This is a genomic window from Blastopirellula marina, assembly GCF_002967715.1.
GTDB classification, from domain to species: domain Bacteria; phylum Planctomycetota; class Planctomycetia; order Pirellulales; family Pirellulaceae; genus Bremerella; species Bremerella marina_B.
In genome coordinates this window covers 374,910-395,593 of the sequence record NZ_PUIA01000057.1, presented here as the reverse complement: position 1 = coordinate 395,593, position 20,684 = coordinate 374,910, and the positions used below count along the sequence as shown (strand labels likewise).

Genomic DNA, 20,684 nt, shown 5'->3' with positions numbered 1-20,684 from the left:
AAACAGAGGCCTCCACTAGTGTTTGACTCAGTCGCGCATGACGAGTCAACTTAGGGGGTAACCGCATAGAAACTAATCTCCTTCGCTTTTTATACCTGGACACTCTCATGGCATCTCGATTGGCATTTTTATTGACTCTGCTCCTCCCAATTTCGATTAGAGCAGAACACCATTTTCCCAAGGTGGTTCTGTCGCAAGACGGCAAAGATTTTCATTTACAAGGAACCGAAGCGGCATTCTATGTCTGGGGCGTGAACTACGATCACGACGGCGATGGCAAACTGATTGAAGACTATTGGCACGATGACTGGGGGGTGATCGAAGAAGATTTCGACGAGATCAAATCGCTAGGGGCCAACGTCGTACGTGTGCACTTGCAGCTTCCCAAGTTCATGAAAACGGCCAGCGAACCCAACCAGAAGAATCTTAAGAAGCTCGCCGACCTGGTGAAGCTGGCCGAATCAAAGCAGCTCTATCTGAACCTGACCGGACTAGGGTGTTATCACAAGCAAGATGTACCGGCCTGGTACGACGAGTTGAACGAGGCCGATCGCTGGCAGGTTCAGGCTAACTTCTGGAAGGGTGTTGCTCAGACCTGTAAGGACAGCCCGGCCGTCTTCTGCTACGACTTGATGAACGAGCCAGTGCTAGGCGGCGGGGCCAACGCCGATCAATGGTTGGTCGGGGAACCACTCGGCGGCAAATATTTCGTCCAGCGAATCACGACCGATGCCGCCGGCAGAGACAACAAGGAGATTGCCGCGGCTTGGGTGAAGAAGCTAACAAGTGCCATTCGCGAAGTCGACCAGCAAACACTCATCACCGTGGGAGTGATTCCTTGGGCTCACGTGTGGCCTAATGCCAAGCCCCTGTTCTACAGCGAGGAAGTTGGCGGGCCACTCGATTTCGCCAGCGTGCATTTCTATCCCGAGAAGGGGAACGTGGAAAAGGCGATCGCAGCATTAAAGGTTTACGATGTCGGCAAGCCCCTGGTGATTGAAGAATTCTTTCCCTTGAAATGTTCGCTAGAAGAGGCCGAGCAGTTTCTTGCTGAAGCCAGGCCCATCACCGATGGGGTCACCAGTTTTTATTGGGGGACCACCCAAGAGGAATATGAAAAGGCCGGTACCATGCAGGGAGCGATCCTGGCGAAGTGGCTAGAGCGTTTTCGCCAGGGTGCTCCTGAGGGTTCCAAGTGATTCGCTTTACTTGCCGGTTCCCAATTCACTCTTAAGCAGTTCCAGCAACAAGGTCCACGACTTCTCGTCGGCTTCCTTGTTGTACTGCATGCCTGGGTTGCCGTGTTTGCCGGCGTCTTCGACGGTGAAGCTGTGGACCGCTCCGGGGAAGGCCACGAAGTTGAGATCGACATTCGCGTCCTTCAGTTTCTCCTGGAATGCGTTGATCGAATCCTGGGAAACGAAACTGTCATCGGCACCATTACATACGAGGACCTTCGCCTTGATCGCTTTAGCCTGTTCTGCGGACGGTGTTGGTAAAGCGGCATGGAAGGTGGCGATCGCGTCGATATCGGCACCGGTGTAGCCTAGCTGTAATGCAGTCGAACCACCGAAACAGTATCCGATCGCGGCGATCTTGGCGGCATTGCACTGTGGCTGCTTCTTCAGGACATCGAGCGCGGCAACGGCTCGCTTCTGCCACTGGTCGACATTGGCGCGAACCGTGCCAGCCATTTGACCGGCGTCTTTGGGGTGCTCCACGAACTTGCCATCGCCATACATGTCGGCGGCGAAAGCAACATAGCCAAGCTCGGCCAGCATCTCCGTTCGTTTCTTGGCGTAGTCGTTCAGCCCCCACCATTCATGAAAGACAACCACCCCAGGCCGCGGACCTTCGACGGCGTCGTCGTAGGCAAGATATCCGTCGAACGTTTTATCGCCGACCTGGTACTGGATGACCTTGGTTTTGACTTCGGCGTTAGCGATGGAAGTGGTCAGGGCCAGGATCGCAAGGGACAAGGCGAGACAGCGCATGGTGTTACTCCACAGGTTAGAAAGGGTAAAGCCGACCGCGATCCCTGCGGCAACATAGCAAACTCAATTTGTTTATATCAGATTCACATGACGGCTTCTGTCGCATCGTAGTTTGTATTGCGAATCTTTTCGCAGCTATTAATTTCCTTGACGAAACCACATAAAAGAAATATATAAAAGCGAAAAAGGATAGGCCTTGTCCTGTCAGGCAAGGCTTGATTCGCTTCGCTCTACGTTGGCAACTCAGTCGTTTCTCTCGCTGCTCTTCCCTCCTTCAGAAAACGAGAGTCTGCTCATGGTTGTTATTTCGCAAAACTCCTCGCGCCGCGCTGCATTCACATTGGTAGAACTTCTGGTCGTGATCGCGATCATCGGTGTACTCGTCGCACTGCTCTTGCCAGCGGTTCAACAAGCACGTGAATCAGCTCGGCGGATGCAGTGTTCAAACCGAATGAAACAAGTCGGACTGGCGCTGCATAATTATCACGACACCCACGGTGCGTTTCCGGCGCTGCAGATGCAGGTGACTCCTTCGCGTCCAAGCGGATTTGTTGCGTTGCTTCCGTACATTGAACAAACGGCCGTTTGGGATAATGCATCCGGCGCAAGTCCGGCCTTTGGGGCGTCCGACTGGAACCCCGCCGAGCAAAATACATTGATTCCAGAACTGCTGTGTCCGTCTGATCCCTATTGGCAGTCTCGGGCTGGCGTTAATGGTCGAAAACCGCGGAGCTATCACTTTTGCATGGGAGACAGCGTCCGCAACAATCATACCGACAGTTCGACCAAGCGAGGCATGTTTATCACCCAGGTAAATCTGTCGTTCAAAGACATCGTTGATGGGACGAGCAACACCTTGGCCTTGAGTGAAGTGGTGGTTGGTCCGAATGAGGTAACGCGCACCATGAAAGGGAACGTCGCCGTCACGCCAGGTATCAACACGAACCCATCGAGCCCCGCCGACTGCTGGGCGGCCCGAGGGGTGAATGGTCAAGTCGACCCAGCCGTGGGAGTCACGGCAGAGTCGTACGTGCACCGCGCCCCTGGTAGTCGCTGGGCAGAAGGGAGGTCATTCTTCACCGGTTTCAGCACCGTGCTACCTCCCAATTCGCCACGGTGTACCATTGCCCATAACGACGGGACTTGGGGGATTTGGACTCCCAGTAGTTTTCACCCAGGCGGAGTCATCTGCGGCCGTGCTGACGGCTCGACTCAATTCGTGCCAGATACTATCGATTCCGGAGATCCGACTGCCACGGAAGTCACAACCGGTCCCAGCCCCTACGGTGTGTGGGGGGCGCTGGGCTCGATCAATGGTGGTGAAGTCCCGTCCCTCTAGCCTGTTAGTCACCCAAGAGTTCGCTCATGCTTCGATTGATCTGCGCAGCGATTGTTGCTGCGGTTTGTGCTATTGGCTGTTCCGCATCAGACGATTCCGGCTTGCCTAAGCGTGTACCGGTCAAGGCAATCGTCATGTATGAAGGAAAGCCCGTCGAAGGTGCTACCGTTACATTCGGTAGTGCCGAGATACGGGGTGCCGTGGGCAATACGGACAAACAGGGCGAAGTCACGTTGTGGACGTACGAGCCTGGGGATGGCGTTATCCCCGGGAAGTACACGGTGGCAATTCGCAAGCTGGAAGTTCTAGCTTTGCCTGACCCCGAGCAGGTCAGCCCCGAAGAGTACTCAAAGGCCATGCGCGAGATGAATCGCGCCTTGAGTGGGACACCTAAACACTTAGTACCCAAAAAGTACAGCAAGCACGAAACGAGCGAACTCACCGCCGAGGTCGTCGACGGCGGTGAGAACATATTTACGTTTGAACTAGAGGACTGACCGAACTACTTCTTCACTTCGTCCAGACGCAGCACTTTGATCGCCAGTTCTTCGAGTTGCTTGCGATCAACCGTGCTTGGGGCTTCGGTCATCAGGTCGGCGGCACGCTGCGTCTTGGGGAACGCGATGCAGTCGCGGATGTTGTCCAGGTAACCGAACAGCATCACCCAGCGGTCGATACCCAGGGCGATACCGCCGTGCGGTGGAGCACCATACTGCAGGGCGTCGAGCAAGAAGCCAAAGCGTCCCTTGGCGTCTTCTTCCGTCATGCCCAGCAGACCGAAGACTTTTTGCTGGGTCGCGTTGTCGTGGATACGAATCGTACCGCCGCCTGCTTCACTACCGTTGATCACCAGGTCGTAGGCCAATGCGCGGCACTTGCCGGGATCGCTGTCGAGAAGTTCGACGTCTTGCGGGCGTGGTGCAGTGAACGGATGGTGCATCGCGACCCAGCGTCCTTCTTCTTCGTCGTAGTCGAACATGGGGAATTCGACCACCCAGCTGAAGTGCATTGCCTTGGGATCGTACAGCTTCAGTTCGGCACCCAGCTTCTTTCGCAGGCCATAAAGTGCTTTGCAGGTCACTTCAAACTTGTCAGCGACGATCAGGATTAAATCGCCAGGCTCGGCGGCGAAACGCTCTTTGAATTTGGCCAACAGTTCCGGAGTGAAGTTCTTCGCGATGGGCGAGTTGAGAGTTCCGTCGGCTTCGACCTTGAACCAGGCAAGCCCCTTGGCACCGAAGTCGTCTTGGACCATCGAGGTCATGTCGTCGATCAGGCGGCGCGAGTACTTATCGGCAGCACCCTTGGCGCACATACCACGAACACGGTTGCCAGCGTCGGCAACGGCTCGGAAAACGCGGAACTCGGCTTCGGCAGCCAGGTCGGTTGCGTCGATGATTTCCAAGTCGAAACGCAGGTCCGGAGCATCGTGGCCGAAGCGTTCCATGGCTTCGTCGTAGGTCATCCGCGGTAGGGGCCCCGTGACGTCGACGTCATGAACTTCCTTGGCAACTTTGGTGACCAAGCCATCGATGATGCCGATCACGTCGTCCATTTCGCAGAAGGCCATCTCGAGGTCCAACTGGGTGAACTCTGGCTGGCGGTCGGCGCGAAGGTCTTCGTCGCGGAAGCAGCGGGCAACCTGCACGTAGCGGTCGTAACCGGCCATCATCAGGATTTGCTTGTACAACTGCGGCGACTGCGGCAGTGCGTAGAATTCACCATGGTGCACGCGGCTGGGAACGAGGTAGTCGCGAGCCCCTTCCGGCGTGCTGCGGCCGAGAATCGGAGTCTCGACGTCGATGAATTGTTGTTCTTCGAAGTAGTCGCGCATCAGCTTGATGATCTTGCTGCGCAGCATCATCGTGTTTTGCATCTGCTGGCGGCGAAGGTCCAGGTAGCGATGCTTCAGACGGAGGTCTTCCCCTGGCATGTCTTGCTGGCCAGGAAAGAACGGAGGCGTCTTGCACTTGTTCAGAACGACCAGCTTCTCGACCTTGATTTCAATCTCGCCGGTGCTCAGCTTCGGGTTCACAGTCCCATCGGGGCGCGGATCGATCTTGCCAACGACCTGGATCACATCTTCATTGCGAAGGGTTCGCGAAAGCTTCTGCGTTTCCTCGCCGCTGTCGCTACTGAAAACCACCTGGGTCTTGCCATATCGGTCGCGAAGATCGACAAACAGCCCGCCGCCGTGATCGCGGTACGAATCAACCCACCCAGCCAGGGTAACGGTTTGGCCGACGTCGGATTTTCGTAATTCGCCGCAAGTGTGTGTGCGATACAAGGTTCTGTTCCTCGCTGGAGATCAGGACAGCGTCGATGTGAAGGGGGGAAATCGAGTATTTTAGACCGACAAGGCCCGAATGCCTAGATTGGGCTTTCCGAGCGAAATTTGGGTAAAGGGGACAGAGATATGGCCCAGAGGGCACAGTGGGGAGGGAATTGAACCTCGGATAACACGGATTTGGGGAGAAATGAACGGCAGCACCCACTTTCTGTTTATTCTTATCTGTGTTGATTCGTGTCGTCCGTAGTTGGTCCCCCTCTGTGTCCACCACTGTGGCTAAATTCACCTTAACGATTTTAACGACCGCTTCCCTCATCTGGCTGCATCAGGTATACCGGCGCTCATGAGTGAACTCCTTCAAATCCCGGAAGTGGTTGGGTTGCAGTCTCGATCCGATGTGATCCGCATCCCTCCTGACATGGACGTCCCATTGACCGATCGGGTTCGGCACCTGGTCGATACGGCCGAATTTCGTCGGTTGGTCCATATCAGCCAATTGGGACTGGTGTCACTCGTTTTCCCGGCGGCCCATCACAGCCGATTCGAGCATAGCCTGGGCGTTTACCAGACCATGCTGCTGTACCTGCAGCGATTGGCCCATGTGCCAGAGTTCGCTGAAGTCATTGAAACCAAGGATGCCGAATTGATGATCGTGGCGGCCTTGCTGCACGATCTGGGGCATTGGCCCTTCTGTCATCCGATTGAAGACATGCGATTGGCGGGCGTGCCGCAGCACGAACTGTTCGCCAATAGCTTTCTGCTGGAAGGAGAAATCGCCGACTGCTTGCGAGATGATTGGGGGATCAACCCTCGCGATGTCGTCAGCTTCCTGTCCGAGAAGGGACGCACCAACAAGATGAAGCTCATGCAGAGCATCATCTCTGGGCCAATTGATGTCGACAAGCTTGATTACTTGCAACGCGATAGCCTGCATGCTGGTGTCCCCTATGGCCGCAACTTCGACCAGCAGCGTCTGATCGCCAGCCTGTGCGTTAGCCAGGAAGGGGACAAGCTTGCCCTGACGAACAAGGGTCGTACGGCCGCCGAGATGATGGTCTTTGCCCGCTACGTGATGTTTAGCGAAGTTTACTGGCACCACGCGGTTCGCAGTGCGACCGCGATGCTGCAGCGGGCATTTTTCATGCTGCGTCCGCAGTTGGAACTCGATTCCCTGTTTCGCCTGACCGAAAGGCCGATGATCGAGGCCATGCTGGAAGCGGCCGGCAATGGGCCTGCTCGCGATTTACTGGATGGGCTCTTCGGTCCTTCTCGTCGGCTCTATAAGCGTCTTTTCGAGTACTCACATTTTGATCATCCCGAACTGTTTCATCAGATTGCCCGGCGTCCTTATGACTGGCTGGTCGACCTGAGCGATCAATTCGCGACGACATTGTCGCGGCATTTGTCACGTCGGGTAGCACCCCATGAGATCTTGATCGACGCGCCGCCGATCAAGTTGGAAGTGCAATTCAATATCGATGTGCTCGACCAGAAGACAGGCAAGTACCGAGCCTTGGGCGACGTATCGCCGATGGTCGAGACGCTTGCGAAGAGGCAGTTCGACGACTACGTCAAGAAGGTGCGGATCTTTATTCATCCGCGACTCGAGGATTCGATCGAGAGTGACTCTGCGATCGAATCCTTGTTCGTCGATACGGTTCGAAGCATGTTCCCTGAAACGGGCTAAAAGTTGGCGTTACTTTGATTTCAATTCAAAGTTGTGCTCGAGTGAGGAGCTACTGACCTCCATCGTGAGTTCCGTTTTTTGGTTGTACTTCTTTGGAATGGCTTCGGTGGTGACCTCCTCGGTGGGGCTGTCTGCGGTTCCGTAGGTCTTCTTTTGGCCAACAACCTTTGGCGAGTTGATTTTGACCGCCTTGCTGCCCAGCGTAGTCATTACCGAGTACTCACCGTTCTCGATTGACCCTCCTTCGACGCCACCTTTGCCGTCGGTGGCTTCGACGGTGATCTTCCCTTTGCTGACCGGCTGGCCATCCAGGGTCACTTTGCCGGTTACTTCGACCAGGTCAGAACGCCCTGAGCCGCAGCCGACTGCGATCAGTAAAAGTAGTGACAGCCCAATGCTGCACGCGAGTAATTGATTTATCCTCATGGTGCGAATCATCCTGAGCGAGTTGAGCGATTGATTGGTGGCCAGCGACAGAAACTAGTTGAGTGATTGGGTTTCTTTCCCTTCCATCGTGCCGGCGGCCCGCCAGACGTCGATGGCAATTGTTTCGCTGACGAAGTGCACTGAACCGTCCCCCATCAAAACCTGAACACCACCAGGGTGTAGGCTGCGGGCAGCGTGATGCTCGTTGCCACCAACACATGGAAGTCCGATCTCCGGTTTATCGACACACCAGGCCGACGATACCACGTCGGCAGCCGAGGAATTGGGGGTCGACACGGTCATGAATCCACCGCCGGCTGCGTCGTCGTTGAAGGAATCGCCACGGTGGTCTGGCTCGGAGTCGTTAGGGTGGGCTCGCAGTTCCGACATCAGCATTGTGTTGCTAAGGCCATCGGTGAAGCCAGAAAAGTCACTCGTGCGCGGCGTTTCTCCAAGTGCCCCCTGGCTTCCTTCGAAACCGAAAGGAGCCTTCAATGCTTCAGTTGCCGTCGAGCTACCATTGGGAATCGTGACGTTTCCGTAGTTCACAGCATAGTGAACGCGGCAGCGCCAGTAGGCGTCGGACGTGTTCATTTTGCCGCCGTTCATGCTTGGGCAGTAGTAGAACTCGACCGGCTGGGCCAAGACACCATCAAACGTGTTTTGAATGATGTTCGGCGTGTCGTAGAACGGCTTGTTGTAGTCGTATGCTTCGGCCAGATTGTTCTGCTCGATATAAGGCCATAGGCTCACCACCCATGTGTGCCGCTTGCCGTTACTGTCGTTGGTCGCACCAAACGGCAGCTTGCCGACGGTATCGTGATAGTTATGCATTGCCAGGCCCCACTGTTTCATGTGGTTGGTGCACTGCATCCGTCGAGCAGATTCGCGGGCCATTTGAACGGCCGGAAGCAGCAGCGCGATGAGCACTCCGATAATGGCAATAACCACCAAAAGTTCTACCAGAGTAAAACCGCGAGAAGAGGCCATGCGTACCACGGTGCTGTTCCTTGTGGCAAGTGATGAAAAGTGAGGACAAGCGTGGAAAGATATCGCCAGTCTTCCAGCCAAGTGGTTAAACCGAGATTCTTCTAGAAAAAACGCTTACAAGGAAAATCGTAGCGATTGTTTCTCGGTAGTACAAGAATAATTGCCACAATGTCTATTTCATTGGGGCTATGGTGCACCAAGGAGGGCTCAAGAGGCCATGGCGGCTTGGTCGTAGCGGGCCAGAAACCAGCCTTCCCCCAGCGAGACACTGCGAGACAGGTGATGTGGCTCGAGCAGTCCGCCTACGAAAGATTCCGGTTGGCTGCCAGGGGGATGCCATTCCAGCCAGACACCTCGTTCGTTTCCTGAAAGCTGAAAGCGAATGCCGCCAGCATCGCTTCGTTCAATGCTGCTGAAAGTTGGTCCGGACTGAGCCATCGGTGGAGTCGTGAGCAAAATGAGCGTCTGTGGCTTGCCTGCCGGGTAGGCCATAAACGGCCCGAGATTATCTCGCTCGCCATCGTTTCTGGGCCAGTCCTGTTGAAGCGACTGCACAATCGGCTGGAAAGCGGTGACCTGAGAGTCGATTCGCAACTTCTTTCCAGCCCAAATCAATTCATCCCACCCGTTAATCAAACCAAGCCAACAACATCCCAGAGAAAGAACAACCATCCAGGAGGAAAGGGTGCGGTGCCCGCGAGAGCCCATCGTCATGCCAAGGATCAGCATTGCTAGGCTCACGGTGCCGATCACCACCATGAAACCCAACACAAAGATCTTCCATTGGGCGGCCAGCGAATGGGCGAACTCGTCGAGGTCGGAGCCATCCTGGTGCCATCCCATCTGGAATTCGAGATGCTCCCACGTAGAAGAAAAGCGGGCGTCCCAAACAATCCAACCCGCTAACAGCAGAAGGACACCAGCATTTACCAGCCAAAGTGCAAGCGGGTGATGTCCGATCGACAGATCACGCAGCCAAATGATGGTCGCCGAGATGCGGAACCACCGTGAGTGCGTCGGGAACTTGTCGGCAGGAGCATGCATGAATGCAGAAAAGGCCTGGAGCGATGTTTGGTGAAGTTGATACCTAAGTCACCCCTCACACTAGCCCTCTCCGCTAAGGGGAGAGGGAACAGGATGGGCATTATTTTGTGACGGTGCCAGAGGGCTGGGTGGAGTCGGCATCGCAGTAGGACAGGGCCATCAGTGCAAACGCAGTTGCCAGGTTCTTATCGTTCTCGAACCAGCGACCGTTTTCGTTGGACCACGAGCCATCTTCGTTCTGGCGTTTGGCCAATTCGTCGATCAACTCTTCGCGCCAGTTGTGGGTTTTACCCTCGGCGTCGGTCACTTCCGTCAGGCCAGCCGTACCCAAACCAGCGGCGAACGTGTGGTAGTAGTAGAACAAGCCGGCGCTCCCCATGCCTGGATTCTGTTCGACGCTGTAGTTATTGGTTACCCATTCTGAAGCAGCCTTCACACGCGGGTCGTCTTTGGTCAGTCCGGCATAGATCATGCTCTTTAGGCCCGCGTAGGTCATCGAACCGTAGCTGCGGATGCCGCCGTTTTCGGTAAAACGCTCCGGGGAAGTGGAGGGATCGATCTTCTCGCGTGGGATCTCATAAAAGAAGCCACCATCGTTCACTTTGCCGGCGAACTCGGTTGTGTTGTACTTGCTTTCCAGGTTCTGACAGCGCGAAACAAAGACCAATGCACGTTGGATCGCTTCGTCGTCGGCTTCACTGCCTGTATCGATCAACGCTTCGACCAGGTAGCCGGTGTTGGAAAGATCAGGGCGGCCTGCACCACCATATCCAACACCCCCAAACCAGACGTCTTCCTGCTCAACTTCTCCCTTGCCATACTGCAGTCCGGTGACGAACTCGCGGGCCTTTTTAAGTGTTTCGTTGTAGCGGCCATCGGCGTTGGCTTCTTTGAAGCAGAGCATCGCCACGCAGGTTTCGTAGTTGCGCAAGCGACCGTTACCGTAGATCCCACCATCTGGCTTGACGAAACCTTCCAGTGCTTTAAGCCCTTTCACGACGACCGCATCTTCAACGGTCTTTCCGCTACGAAGCGCACCAGTCACAGCAAGAGCCGTGAGGCCGGGGCCTGCCTGAGCTGTAAAACTGCCATCAGGGGCCTGCCCGTTTTTCTCAAGATACTTCAAGCCACTGGCGACGATCGTATCGAGCTTCTTCTGAGACTCACTCGAAATGGGACCATCCGCAGCAAACGCGAAGGAACTGATGGCTAGCATCAGGCAGGGAGAAATTCCAACGAAAACACGACGGCAAATGTTCACGGTAACCTCTTTGTTCAGAGCCAGTAGGAGCGCGCTGTTCCTCAATCAGCAAAGGCCATGCCAGCAGGCTAGGAACCACGTGAAATGAATGAAACCCGACAGATTTCACCTTAGCGATCTGGATAGAATTCTGGCGTGTCGCTGGGGTCGACATGGATGTCGCTTTAAGCGACATGCCGGCAGGGGGCTACTCCTTCTCATCAATGCGCCGCGTTTGTCTCTTGGCATCGAGTAGTCGGTCGAGGTAGCTCCGTTCCTCGTTTACTTCGAGACCCTGCTCTTTGCCGCTCGGCGGAAGCGTTTCATGTGACTTGGCCGGCGATTCGGGGGTATGAGCTTCTATGACCGCATCGTCAAAGGTCACTTGCCAGTCTCGATTCAACTTTTCCTTTTGGGCCTTCAAGCGATGGAGTGATTCGACAACAGGAGTCTCGGAAAGGGGGTGATGCCGGATGCGTGCCCACAGCGTCCCTACCCAGGCAAAGCTCCACAGTACCCGGCGGTTCGCAATATCGAGTACGAATAAGCCAGCCACCGTCACCAGCACCAGGTACCAGATCGGACGTTGGCTGCTGGCCTTGGGAAGATCGTGGCGAAACGGATTCGTGTCCATCTTGGCCAACTGCTCTTGGGTCATGTCTAAGTTAAACACCTCACCAGGACGGCCGCCGGGGGGCGTTAACTCGGCGAAACGTTGGAGCAGCGGTAAGTTGTCGGACTGTTCCCGAAACTCTTGCGTATTTTGCACGTTCACGCCGATGCGAAGTGGTGTTTGCCCTGGTCCTGGCGAAACAGCCAAGAAGTGTGGGCCGGCATGTTGGGCATCGAATTCGGCCTCGTACCGTCCTGGAGCGACTTGAACAAATGCCTCACTCACGAGGTCGGATCGAGGTCCGACGCCACTTAGCTGCGGTGTGGCGAAGTTGACGAAGTTGCCTTGGTCGTCGAGAGCGTTCAGGATGAGCTTTACCTTTTGACCTTTGACTTCCGATGCAATCAGGTAGTTCTCGGAAGGGCCGGTCGTTCGCATGCACCAGCGAATCATCTGCATCAGCAGCTTTTCGTTTCCTTCCCAGCCGGTCCAGTTGGTTGTCCATCGCTGACCAACATCACTCGTCCAGCAGACGCTTCTGCCGATACCATACTGCCAGGCAGCGAGCAGCGCGTTGGTCTGCCCTGTAGGTTCTGGCGAGGTCAGAAGCACGTCGACCAGCGGACTATCCTTGGGGGTTGTCATCACGTAGCCGGAAAACGGTGGGACAGCGGATGGTATCCCTTTTAGTATTTCATGATGTGCGACAACTTGCGGAATGATGCCACCAGGCTTCTCGAAGACCAACGGGCGAGCGACACGTCGCGTTTCTTGCATGAAGATCCGTGGAATCGCCTTGGGCGAAGTCACCTGATAGAACTTGCCCCGACCAATGGCGGCAATCTGGTTCAGCAGGCGGACGTCGGCGTCTTGTCCCACCGCGACGGTGGACACCGTGATTCCGCTCTTTTCGATCTGGCGTGTCAGATTGCCAAAGTCCGCTGCGGGGGTTTGTCCGTCGGTCAGGACGATCATGTGTTTGACTGCGGCTTCATTGGCTTGCAGTTGGCGAAACCCGTCTTCCATCGCCGGGAACATGTTCGTTCCACCACCGGACGAAAGACGTGAGATCATCTGCGTGACGAACTGACGATTCTTAGCCGTTTGAAGTGGAACCGTACGCGAGGTGGTGGAGTCGAATGTCGTTACTCCGATGTAGTCGTGCGGACCGAGAGCACGCAGCGACTCACGCGCTGCTGCTTTGCACCAATGGATTTTCTCGCCATCCATGGAACCAGATTTGTCCATGACAAGCATCAGGGCCCCAACCGGAACGACTTTGGCATCTTTGATCTGGAAGTCGAGCGGCATCGCTTCTTCGATCGGTGTGTTCGTCCAACCGCCGGCACCATAACTGTCGGGCCCGCCCAGCATGATCAGCCCGGCACCCAGGCTTCGTGTGTTGTCGGCGAGCATCTGCATCTGGGCATCGCTGAAGGCCGTGATCTCGCTGGTATTACCGCTGCTGCGTGCAACGTTGCCAAGGATGACTAGATCGTATGGCTGCAGGTCGGTTAGCTTGGTGAAGAGCTGATCGCTGGGTTGGATCGTGACTTTCAAGTCATTCCTGCGCAGCATTTCAGCGAACCCGTCAAACTCGTCGGGACGCGACGAATCAACGATCAGAAGAACCTGGCCGGGTGATTCGATGTGCGTAAATGAAGAGGCACGGTTGTTCTGCGTGAACCCATCGACCCCCTTTAGCTCTGGTGTGAACTCGGCTTCGTACGTGTAGAAACCACCATCGGGTAAGTTGTCCTGAAAGGAGAAAACACGCGTCCCGGGTTCCAGTTCAATTTGCTGCTCGATAACAACTTGATCTCGTCCGTTGCCGCGACGAACGACGCGAAGTTTACCGACAACCGGTTTGCTCGCTGACTGTGGGGCCCAATGAACTCCAGGACGATTGTTCAACACGACCTGCACAGGAAAGGGAGTCTTCTCTCGCATCTTGGCTGGCGTCGTGATTTTTTCAACATTGATTTCCGTGCGTGTCTGGGAAGTAATCGGGACGACATCGATGCCAATGCCTGCCTGGCTTAGTGATCTTGCCGCCGACATGGCATTGCCGAGCGTTTCCTTGCCGTCGGTTACAATCACGACGCGTTTGGCCGCATCGGCCGGGAACGCTGCCTGGGCGAGTTTCAGTGCCGCTTCCAGGTTGGTCTGTTGTGGATCGATGGATGTCTCTATTTTCGATCGCAGAAACAGGTCGCCGGACCACGGTGGGATTTCTATCGCTGCGTCGCCACCAAAACTGATCACACCGACACGGTCGTCAGGCACTTGCTGGCGAAACGTATTGGCGGTCGAGCGGACGTAATCGATCACATTCTCAAGACGCTCAGGTGGGATGCTGAGCGAACGATCGACCAGGTAAATTACTGTCAGGCGATCATTCGTGCGAACCAGTTCAACTTCAGCCAAAGTCAAAACGACGAGAATGCAGAGAACACTTCGCAGACCGTTGGCCAACAACCAACGCCAGCGGTTACCCATAGCCAAGCCATTCCAGGATACCCACCACAACGCAGGGATAATCGCCAATAGAAGCAGAAAGATAGGGCGTTCTATCGAAAACTGAAGATCCGTCATTCCGCGTCTTTCGGTTGATTAACGTTCGGTATCCCATGTGTCCCTATTCTACGCCGATGTTGGAAAAAAACAGACTTGCTGGTCAAATTGCCAGGACTATGCATTGGTTTGCTGTGGGCAGAACAAGACATTTCGCTACGATAGACGGCCCAAAAGGAACTCCTGGAAATAGTAGAAGAGAACGCCATCCAGTTAAAACAAGTCATTACGTAGATGGAATCATTGAAGCGAGAGAGCCAGATGGAACCAAGAGTCAGCTTGATTACGCTGGGTGTAAAAGACCTGCAGCGATCGCTTGAGTTCTATCGAGACGGACTGAGGCTGCCTACCTCGTGGAACGGTGACCAAGGCGTGGTCTTCTTTCGAATGACTGGAACGTGCCTGGCTCTTTATCCGCTGGATAAGCTTGCCGAGGACGTGGGGGGAGATTGGATCGGGCAACAGCGTTCCCGATTTACAGGCATCTCGCTGGCTCACAACGTGCGAGAGAAAGAGGACGTCGATCGAATCTTGACGCAAGCTGAAGCAGCCGGTGCCAAAATCGAAAAGCCGGCGCAGGACACCTTTTGGGGTGGCTACGCCGGCTATTTTTCGGATCTCGACGGGTACTTATGGGAAGTCGCTTATGGAGCGTTTGACTTCAATGAAGACGGCAGCTTAAAGATTCCCTAAGGGCGTTTGGCTCCCTTTTTCATCTCATCGAGCGTGAAGTCAATTTCATTCTCGCCTGATTCCACCACAGCAGCCAATTCCGTTTGCGTGTTGTACTTAGGTGGAAGGATTTCTGGTTGCCAGCGTGCTTCACCGGTTTCTGGATTCTCGATGCGGTCTTCGGTGGTAATTGCAACCTGGTGCTTACCAACCAAAGCGCCCCATTCCTTACCCATGAAATTCAACGTGTATTCACCGGCCTGATTGGTCTTTCCGTAAGAAGGCCGACCACTCTCGGGTTGAAACCGAACCGTTGCATCGGCAAGGGGTTTGCCTTGTAGGGTCACCTTGCCGTGCACGTTGCCAAAGTCCAAGTCTGGTCGCCCGCTGAAACAGCCAAGCGTTGTTATCAGAGCGAAGAGCATTGCCAATCGCCATACCATGACGGATCTCCCGAATAGAACTTCTAGAAACGCATGCATTCCGTCGACTAGTACTCGCCGAGAGTCTTGCCGTCGGATCGATTCGAGAGATTCTGGTAGATATTCTGATCGATCGTCTCAGGCAGGAAGTGAACGCTGCCGTCTGCGAATGCGAACATCGCTCCGCCTGGGTGCAGGCTGCTGAACCAGTGACGGAACTGCCAATTGGTGGGTTCCGGCTCATTGAGCGGATAACCGGTGCATCCAGCGACTTCCATGGAACCGTAGTAGCCACTGTTGTCTTGGTTGCCATTGGTCGTGCCGGCCCATTGGGTGTAGGTCGTGTTTGTGTTGAACGGCAGCTTGAAGTGACGTTCGCCGATCATCATGGTGTTCGAGGAACCGTCTGTAATATCGCGGAACGCATACCCCTTTACACGGTCGGTAAAGATACCGGACGCCGAGGCGGTGGGACCTTCGTCATAGTAGTACACACGAGGACCGGTGCCGTTGACGCCTGGGTAGCTCGATAAACCGAGAGGTGCCCCAGCGACCGCGCGGGGCGAAGCGTCGCTCGTTCGTGCATCGGATGGGCAATTGAATGCTTCGAGCGACTGTCCCAGAATCTTCGGCCCCTGAGTCGTACCGGCGGCATCGACTAGCCGCTGTTTACCAACCTGAAGCGTATCGTAAATATTGGCCTGCTCGATCATTGGCAAGATCAGTGCACTCCACGCCCAGGCCGCATCCGTCGCGGTTTCTTCCCGGACGATCATTGGCGGAAAGCTACCGTGGGTGTCGTGATAGTTGTGAAGTGCCAATGCCAACTGCTTTTGATTGTTCGAGCAAGACATTCGCCGGGCGGCTTCACGTGCTTGCTGGACCGCAGGAAGTAAAAGAGCAATGAGCACGCCAATAATGGCGATCACCACCAACAACTCAACCAGGGTAAAGCCTGGCCGCTTACGATTCAGAGTCATAGCGATATCCGTACGAAGAATGAAACAACGAAAGCACTTGGCGCATGATGAGAAAGGCGTGGGGCGCAGATGCTAAGGGAAAAGGCGTAGGAATTAAATCGAATTAATTCTCAAAAACAATGTGTTTCTATACCTTCTTTGTAACAACATCCCGCGATATCAACTAGCAGAAATCCGAGATAATTCGTTCATTTGAAAACGTATGAAAAAAAAGGCACCCTTGGGCATTGAGGAAGGTTGCTGGTGATTAGGCCAGTGCGGCAAGTCGAACCAAGGAGCAAATTCGCTAGAAACAAAAAACGCATGGTCGTAAGGACTATGCGTTGGGTAATTGCCTGGAAAGTAATGCGATTACTTCTTCGGGCGATCGATCATAAACTTGACGGGCTCATCTCCGAGGGGCACCGTAACGTTAAGATCCGTCGATTTGTATTCGAGGTAACGCTTGTGCACGATCGGCGAATAGTTGCCTTTGGCATCGGGTTCCATCACGCCTCCGAGTGTCACTTTATACGTTCCAGCCGGCAGGCCTTTCACGACGGAAAAGTTGCCTTCGCTGTCGATCGGTGCGATATCGGAATACTTCCCGTCGTCGAAGATGAGTTCTCCCTGTGCCATAGGAGTTCCATCTGCGTACTGAACTGTGCCGAATACGGCGTTTTCTGTCTGTTGGCTACATCCCATCCCGCCAATAAGCAGCAGGAGACAAGCAGCAAGAAGGAGTGTGCGTTTCATGAGTTCGACCCTCGCATGATGTTGTGGTTTGATTTCTTGACGCCACAGAGCCCCTGGGGGAGACTCCGTGACTGTTTATGCAAGGTGTGACTAAAACTCGCCAATCACATTGCCATCCATAGCATTGCCCAGGTTTTCCAGGGTGCTTTGCGAAATGTTGGTCGAAATGCCTCGGACCGATCCGTCACCCAGAACAAACTGGGTAATGCCAGGATGCCAGCTTCCGTGCCCCTGCCCGTTGTCCGGTCGAGCGTTGTCATTTGGACCTCGCCCTAGGCGGAGACGAATAGAACTAGCGACCGAAAACTCTCGCCATCCGTCGGACGAGTAGAGGAACGAACCATCGGCACCAGTCGAGCCGCAACAAACGCCAACCTGATCTTTGCCAAGCCCCTTTTCGCCAAACATCAGGGTGTTGCTTAGACCGTCCGTGACGCGTGCGAACGAGTCACGCGGATTCGCTTCGCCACATGGGTTATTGTCGCCAGGGCTGGTAGGAATACCAACTCGCAGAATGCTCTTGATGTCGTTCACATGCGAACTGTCGTTTGGGTTGTGGTAAGCGTTAAACACGGTGCTGGACGAGTCGTAACCGACGGCACCGTAGTCGCTCCATGGGCCCTGCTGGCCACCCGAGTCTTTCATCTGGACGCCGCTTCGACGTGAAGGGCAAGTCATGTACGAGATCGAACTGACACCTTCCTTCTGTTGCTGGGTGAGGTTCGCAAAGATCACGTCTTTCCAGTTGTCGGTATTAACGGCATGCAGCAACTCGTACTGGGCGTTCTGTTCAGCGAACGGCATTAGGTGTACCCAGACACTGTAACCTTGTTGGCAATTCACCAACGGAGGCAGTTTGGTATACGTATCGTGGAACATGTGGGTCGCCAAGCCGATCTGCTTCAGGTTGTTCGAGCACTCGCTACGTCGAGCGGCCTCACGAGCCTGTTGCACCGCGGGCAGAAGTAGCGCGATCAAGACACCAATAATTGCGATCACAACCAACAATTCGACCAGAGTAAAGCCTGATCGCAAACGAGAAGACTTCATGATGCATCTCCCTCCGAGAGCCCAACGGCATGCGCAATGACACAACAAACAATAAATGAATGATAGACATGAGGCCGCCTGTGCCCTCTTATTGGTACCAGGCAAGTAAGAGCATATTTATGCACCTCACATACGTTATTTTGCGCTTTCGATGTCTAGGTAAAAAGGCCAGAAGATCTTTAAGAGTTGTCGATGTAAAGCATATGAAGTCTAAAATTGCGTTCTTTGGTGGTGGGTGCCCATGCCCAATGTAAGTACACCCTTAATCTCTAAATTTGGGGGCCACTTACGGCAATTTCAAAATTGATGTCTCGTGGTTTTTGGGAATTATTTATGCCTCCTGCTGGGATCCCAGGCCATTGCATATTGGGGATATGCTTGGCTCATGGATTAGCGACGTAGCTAAGCGTTCTCGGTAAACCGCGAGCAAAAAGTTTTTGTTCTTAATGCATTTTCGCGCATTGATTCTGGAAACTTAGCCGAGAGGACAAGTCGCTGCCCAACTCTTGCTTTTGGTTAGAACGACCAGATCCGCGGTATCAACGTGATGGACGTAATGGCGATGAGAATCGCCAGTGGAATACCTGACTTGAGATAGTCGCGCGGTGTGTAGCCACCGGGTCCCATGACCATAAGATTGGTTTGATAGCCAATAGGGGTAAGAAAGGCCATCGATGCTCCGATAGCGATGGCCATGATGAATGGTCTCGGGCTCAAATCGCTTTGCTGGGCGATGGCTACCGCGATCGGAAGCAGCAGCGCCGCGACCGCCGTGTTGGTAATCGTTTCGGTAAAGACAACCGTCAGCAGATAAATCACAACAAGCAGGACAAACGGATTGGTACCGACCGCGGAAACGAGTCCCTCTGCGATCATCTGAGCGGCACCACTTTCCCAAAGGGCATTGCCCAACCCCAGAGCCGCAGCGATTGTCACGATGACCTGCATGTCGAGCGCACCACGCGCTTCAGATGCGGAAAGACACTGGGTCAAAATCATTAGGCCAGCGATTGTTAACGCAGCGATCGCGGGGCTGCCCCAGCCGCCAGCAAATTCAAAACCGGAAAACACCGATGTCAGGCACAACCAAAGGATCAGCAAAATCATCAGGCCGCCGGAAATAAGGGCTCGGTCGTGACGCCGAGGTTCGGCATCGTCTACGCTACTGACCAGGTAGAAATCTCGATTGTTTCGATGTTGGGCAATGAAGTCCGTGCGAGTTTGCAGCAGTAAGGTGTCCCCTACCTCAAGTTCGATATTGCCAATCTTGTTGGGTAGGCGTTGCCCGTTGCGATGCACGGCGACAACCGCCGCGTTGTACAACTGACGGAAATTCGCCTTTCTTACCGTCGTACCGATCAAGGGAGACGAAGGACTCAAGACGACCTCGGTAAGGTGACGCTGGACACGCGATTGGGGGTGGAACTCGTAAGTCCTGTCGGCGGCGGGAATCAGCCCGGGGATTTTTTCGAGGTCGACGATCGTGTTCACCAGTCCAGTGAAGACGAGTCGATCGCCAGAGCGGACGAAGTCGCGCGGAGTCACCGGCGTGATGATGTCGCCCTCGCGATCGATTTCGATGAGGAACAGTCCATGCAGATTGCGCAGACCGGCCGCTTCGACCGTTCGGTCGATCAACGGGCAATCGGGCTGAACCATCATTTCTACCAGGTATTCGCGTTGCTGGTCCCCCAACATTTCCATGATGTCTCGTTTACCGGGTAGAAATCGCTGCCCAAGCACCAGCATGTACAAGCTACCGACGAGTGCACATGGAATCCCGATCCAACTGATTTCAAAGAAGCCCATCGGTTGCACGTTGGGGAGAATCTTCTTGCGATTGGCAAGACGTGTTTCCAGTGCAGGGCGATCATCAGGCTTGGCTGCTGTGATCTTGGACTCGAGATCTTTGATTTCGTTCTCAACAATCACGACGCTGTCGCGTAGCTTTTCATTCACAACCAGTGTCGTGCTTGTACCGATCAGCGTGCAGACACCTCCCAGGATGGTCAGGTAGCTCAGGGGAAGCAGTAGTTTGGAAGGGGACAGATTTCGCTGCCGGCACCAGTCGAGAATGACCGGCATCATCATGGCGACCAGAGCAGTATTCAAAACAAACGCGGCCGAAACCACGATTGGGCCAGTGAGCCGGAGCAGGGCAGAGCGTTCGTTTGTCGCGCGACCGAGGATTTTTCCCCCGATCCAATCCAGCACACCTGTCTTTCGAAGTCCGGCCGAGACCACCAGCAACGCGCTGATGGCAATCACTGCCCGACTAGCGAAGCCACTGATTGCCATCTGTGGGGAAATGACCCCGGCCAGCGTGACAAAGCAGAGTGCCAGAAGGAACAACAAATCGACTGGGACACGTCGTGCAAATTGAATCGCGAGGAATACTCCGAGAGTGGTAGCGATGGCAATCCAGGGATGTGCAGCTTGCAGGAATTCCATGTCGGCGAGTTGTTGTCCGGACGCTGACCGTCCGTCAAAGGGGTGAATTGAAAGCGAATCGTTATTGTCGGGAGGAACCCGTGGGGCGGTAGTGGGGCTTCTTTACGTTTTTTCGACCAAAGAGGGGGAGCAGGCCCTGTGAAAAAAGGTGCGGAATGTGACGGCACCAGGTTCTTA

The 20,684-nt window shown here is 54.6% G+C and carries 17 protein-coding genes; 5 read left to right on the top strand and 12 right to left on the bottom strand.

Features of this window, described 5'->3' with window-relative positions; all coding sequences use genetic code 11:
- Nucleotides 1–107: 107 nt before the first annotated feature.
- Nucleotides 108–1,199, top strand: a complete 1,092-nt coding sequence (locus tag C5Y96_RS18730; RefSeq protein ID WP_105356461.1) for a cellulase family glycosylhydrolase — start codon at nt 108–110, stop codon at nt 1,197–1,199.
- A 6-nt stretch (nt 1,200–1,205) separates the two neighbouring features.
- On the opposite strand, the gene C5Y96_RS18725 is transcribed toward C5Y96_RS18730, so the two are convergent.
- Complete coding sequence (locus tag C5Y96_RS18725; protein WP_105356459.1) at nt 1,206–1,994, bottom strand: dienelactone hydrolase family protein; 789 nt, start codon at nt 1,992–1,994, stop codon at nt 1,206–1,208.
- A 295-nt stretch (nt 1,995–2,289) separates the two neighbouring features.
- Here C5Y96_RS18725 and C5Y96_RS18720 point away from each other — a divergent pair, with 295 nt between their 5' ends.
- Nucleotides 2,290–3,333 (top strand): DUF1559 domain-containing protein, encoded by a 1,044-nt coding sequence (locus C5Y96_RS18720; protein ID WP_105356457.1) that lies wholly within the window; start codon nt 2,290–2,292, stop codon nt 3,331–3,333.
- A 26-nt stretch (nt 3,334–3,359) separates the two neighbouring features.
- Nucleotides 3,360–3,830: a carboxypeptidase regulatory-like domain-containing protein gene (locus tag C5Y96_RS18715; RefSeq protein ID WP_105356455.1), complete on the top strand. Its 471-nt coding sequence runs from the start codon at nt 3,360–3,362 to the stop codon at nt 3,828–3,830.
- 5 nt (nt 3,831–3,835) lie between these two features.
- Here the strand turns inward: C5Y96_RS18715 and aspS are convergent, their stop codons facing one another.
- On the bottom strand, nt 3,836–5,620 hold the full coding sequence (gene aspS, locus C5Y96_RS18710; protein ID WP_105356453.1) for an aspartate--tRNA ligase: 1,785 nt from the start codon (nt 5,618–5,620) through the stop codon (nt 3,836–3,838).
- A 346-nt stretch (nt 5,621–5,966) separates the two neighbouring features.
- Between aspS and C5Y96_RS18705 the strand changes: the two genes are divergently transcribed.
- The gene (locus C5Y96_RS18705) at nt 5,967–7,310 is read left to right on the top strand and encodes an HD domain-containing protein (protein WP_105356451.1); all 1,344 of its coding nucleotides are present in this window, start codon (nt 5,967–5,969) and stop codon (nt 7,308–7,310) included.
- 9 nt (nt 7,311–7,319) lie between these two features.
- On the opposite strand, the gene C5Y96_RS18700 is transcribed toward C5Y96_RS18705, so the two are convergent.
- The 5 genes from C5Y96_RS18700 to C5Y96_RS18680 all read right to left on the bottom strand — a co-directional run bounded on the left by C5Y96_RS18700 (nt 7,320) and on the right by C5Y96_RS18680 (nt 14,218).
- Nucleotides 7,320–7,736 carry a hypothetical protein gene (locus C5Y96_RS18700; protein ID WP_105356449.1) on the bottom strand — a complete coding sequence of 139 codons (417 nt, stop codon included), beginning with the start codon at nt 7,734–7,736 and terminating at the stop codon, nt 7,320–7,322.
- A gap of 54 nt (nt 7,737–7,790) precedes the next feature.
- Nucleotides 7,791–8,726 (bottom strand): DUF1559 domain-containing protein, encoded by a 936-nt coding sequence (locus C5Y96_RS18695; RefSeq protein WP_105356447.1) that lies wholly within the window; start codon nt 8,724–8,726, stop codon nt 7,791–7,793.
- 207 nt (nt 8,727–8,933) lie between these two features.
- Entirely contained in the window at nt 8,934–9,770 is an 837-nt protein-coding gene (locus C5Y96_RS18690) for a hypothetical protein (RefSeq protein ID WP_105356446.1), read from the bottom strand.
- Between the two features lie 100 nt (nt 9,771–9,870).
- Entirely contained in the window at nt 9,871–10,986 is a 1,116-nt protein-coding gene (locus C5Y96_RS18685) for a prenyltransferase/squalene oxidase repeat-containing protein (RefSeq protein ID WP_105356444.1), read from the bottom strand.
- A gap of 232 nt (nt 10,987–11,218) precedes the next feature.
- Nucleotides 11,219–14,218, bottom strand: coding sequence for a VWA domain-containing protein (locus C5Y96_RS18680; protein ID WP_105356442.1), 3,000 nt, complete (start codon nt 14,216–14,218; stop codon nt 11,219–11,221).
- 240 nt (nt 14,219–14,458) lie between these two features.
- Here C5Y96_RS18680 and C5Y96_RS18675 point away from each other — a divergent pair, with 240 nt between their 5' ends.
- Complete coding sequence (locus tag C5Y96_RS18675; RefSeq protein WP_105356716.1) at nt 14,459–14,890, top strand: VOC family protein; 432 nt, start codon at nt 14,459–14,461, stop codon at nt 14,888–14,890.
- On the opposite strand, the gene C5Y96_RS18670 is transcribed toward C5Y96_RS18675, so the two are convergent.
- The 5 genes from C5Y96_RS18670 to C5Y96_RS18650 form a co-directional block, all read right to left on the bottom strand.
- Complete coding sequence (locus C5Y96_RS18670; RefSeq protein WP_105356440.1) at nt 14,887–15,312, bottom strand: carboxypeptidase regulatory-like domain-containing protein; 426 nt, start codon at nt 15,310–15,312, stop codon at nt 14,887–14,889. The two genes, C5Y96_RS18675 and C5Y96_RS18670, sit on opposite strands and share 4 nt — an antisense overlap.
- A gap of 47 nt (nt 15,313–15,359) precedes the next feature.
- Entirely contained in the window at nt 15,360–16,271 is a 912-nt protein-coding gene (locus tag C5Y96_RS18665) for a DUF1559 domain-containing protein (protein ID WP_105356714.1), read from the bottom strand.
- A 351-nt stretch (nt 16,272–16,622) separates the two neighbouring features.
- Nucleotides 16,623–17,006 carry a carboxypeptidase regulatory-like domain-containing protein gene (locus tag C5Y96_RS18660; RefSeq protein ID WP_146115719.1) on the bottom strand — a complete coding sequence of 128 codons (384 nt, stop codon included), beginning with the start codon at nt 17,004–17,006 and terminating at the stop codon, nt 16,623–16,625.
- A gap of 90 nt (nt 17,007–17,096) precedes the next feature.
- Complete coding sequence (locus C5Y96_RS18655) at nt 17,097–18,056, bottom strand: DUF1559 domain-containing protein (protein ID WP_105356436.1); 960 nt, start codon at nt 18,054–18,056, stop codon at nt 17,097–17,099.
- Between the two features lie 516 nt (nt 18,057–18,572).
- Nucleotides 18,573–20,507, bottom strand: a complete 1,935-nt coding sequence (locus C5Y96_RS18650) for an SLC13 family permease (protein ID WP_105356427.1) — start codon at nt 20,505–20,507, stop codon at nt 18,573–18,575.
- Between the last annotated feature and the right edge of the window lie 177 nt (nt 20,508–20,684).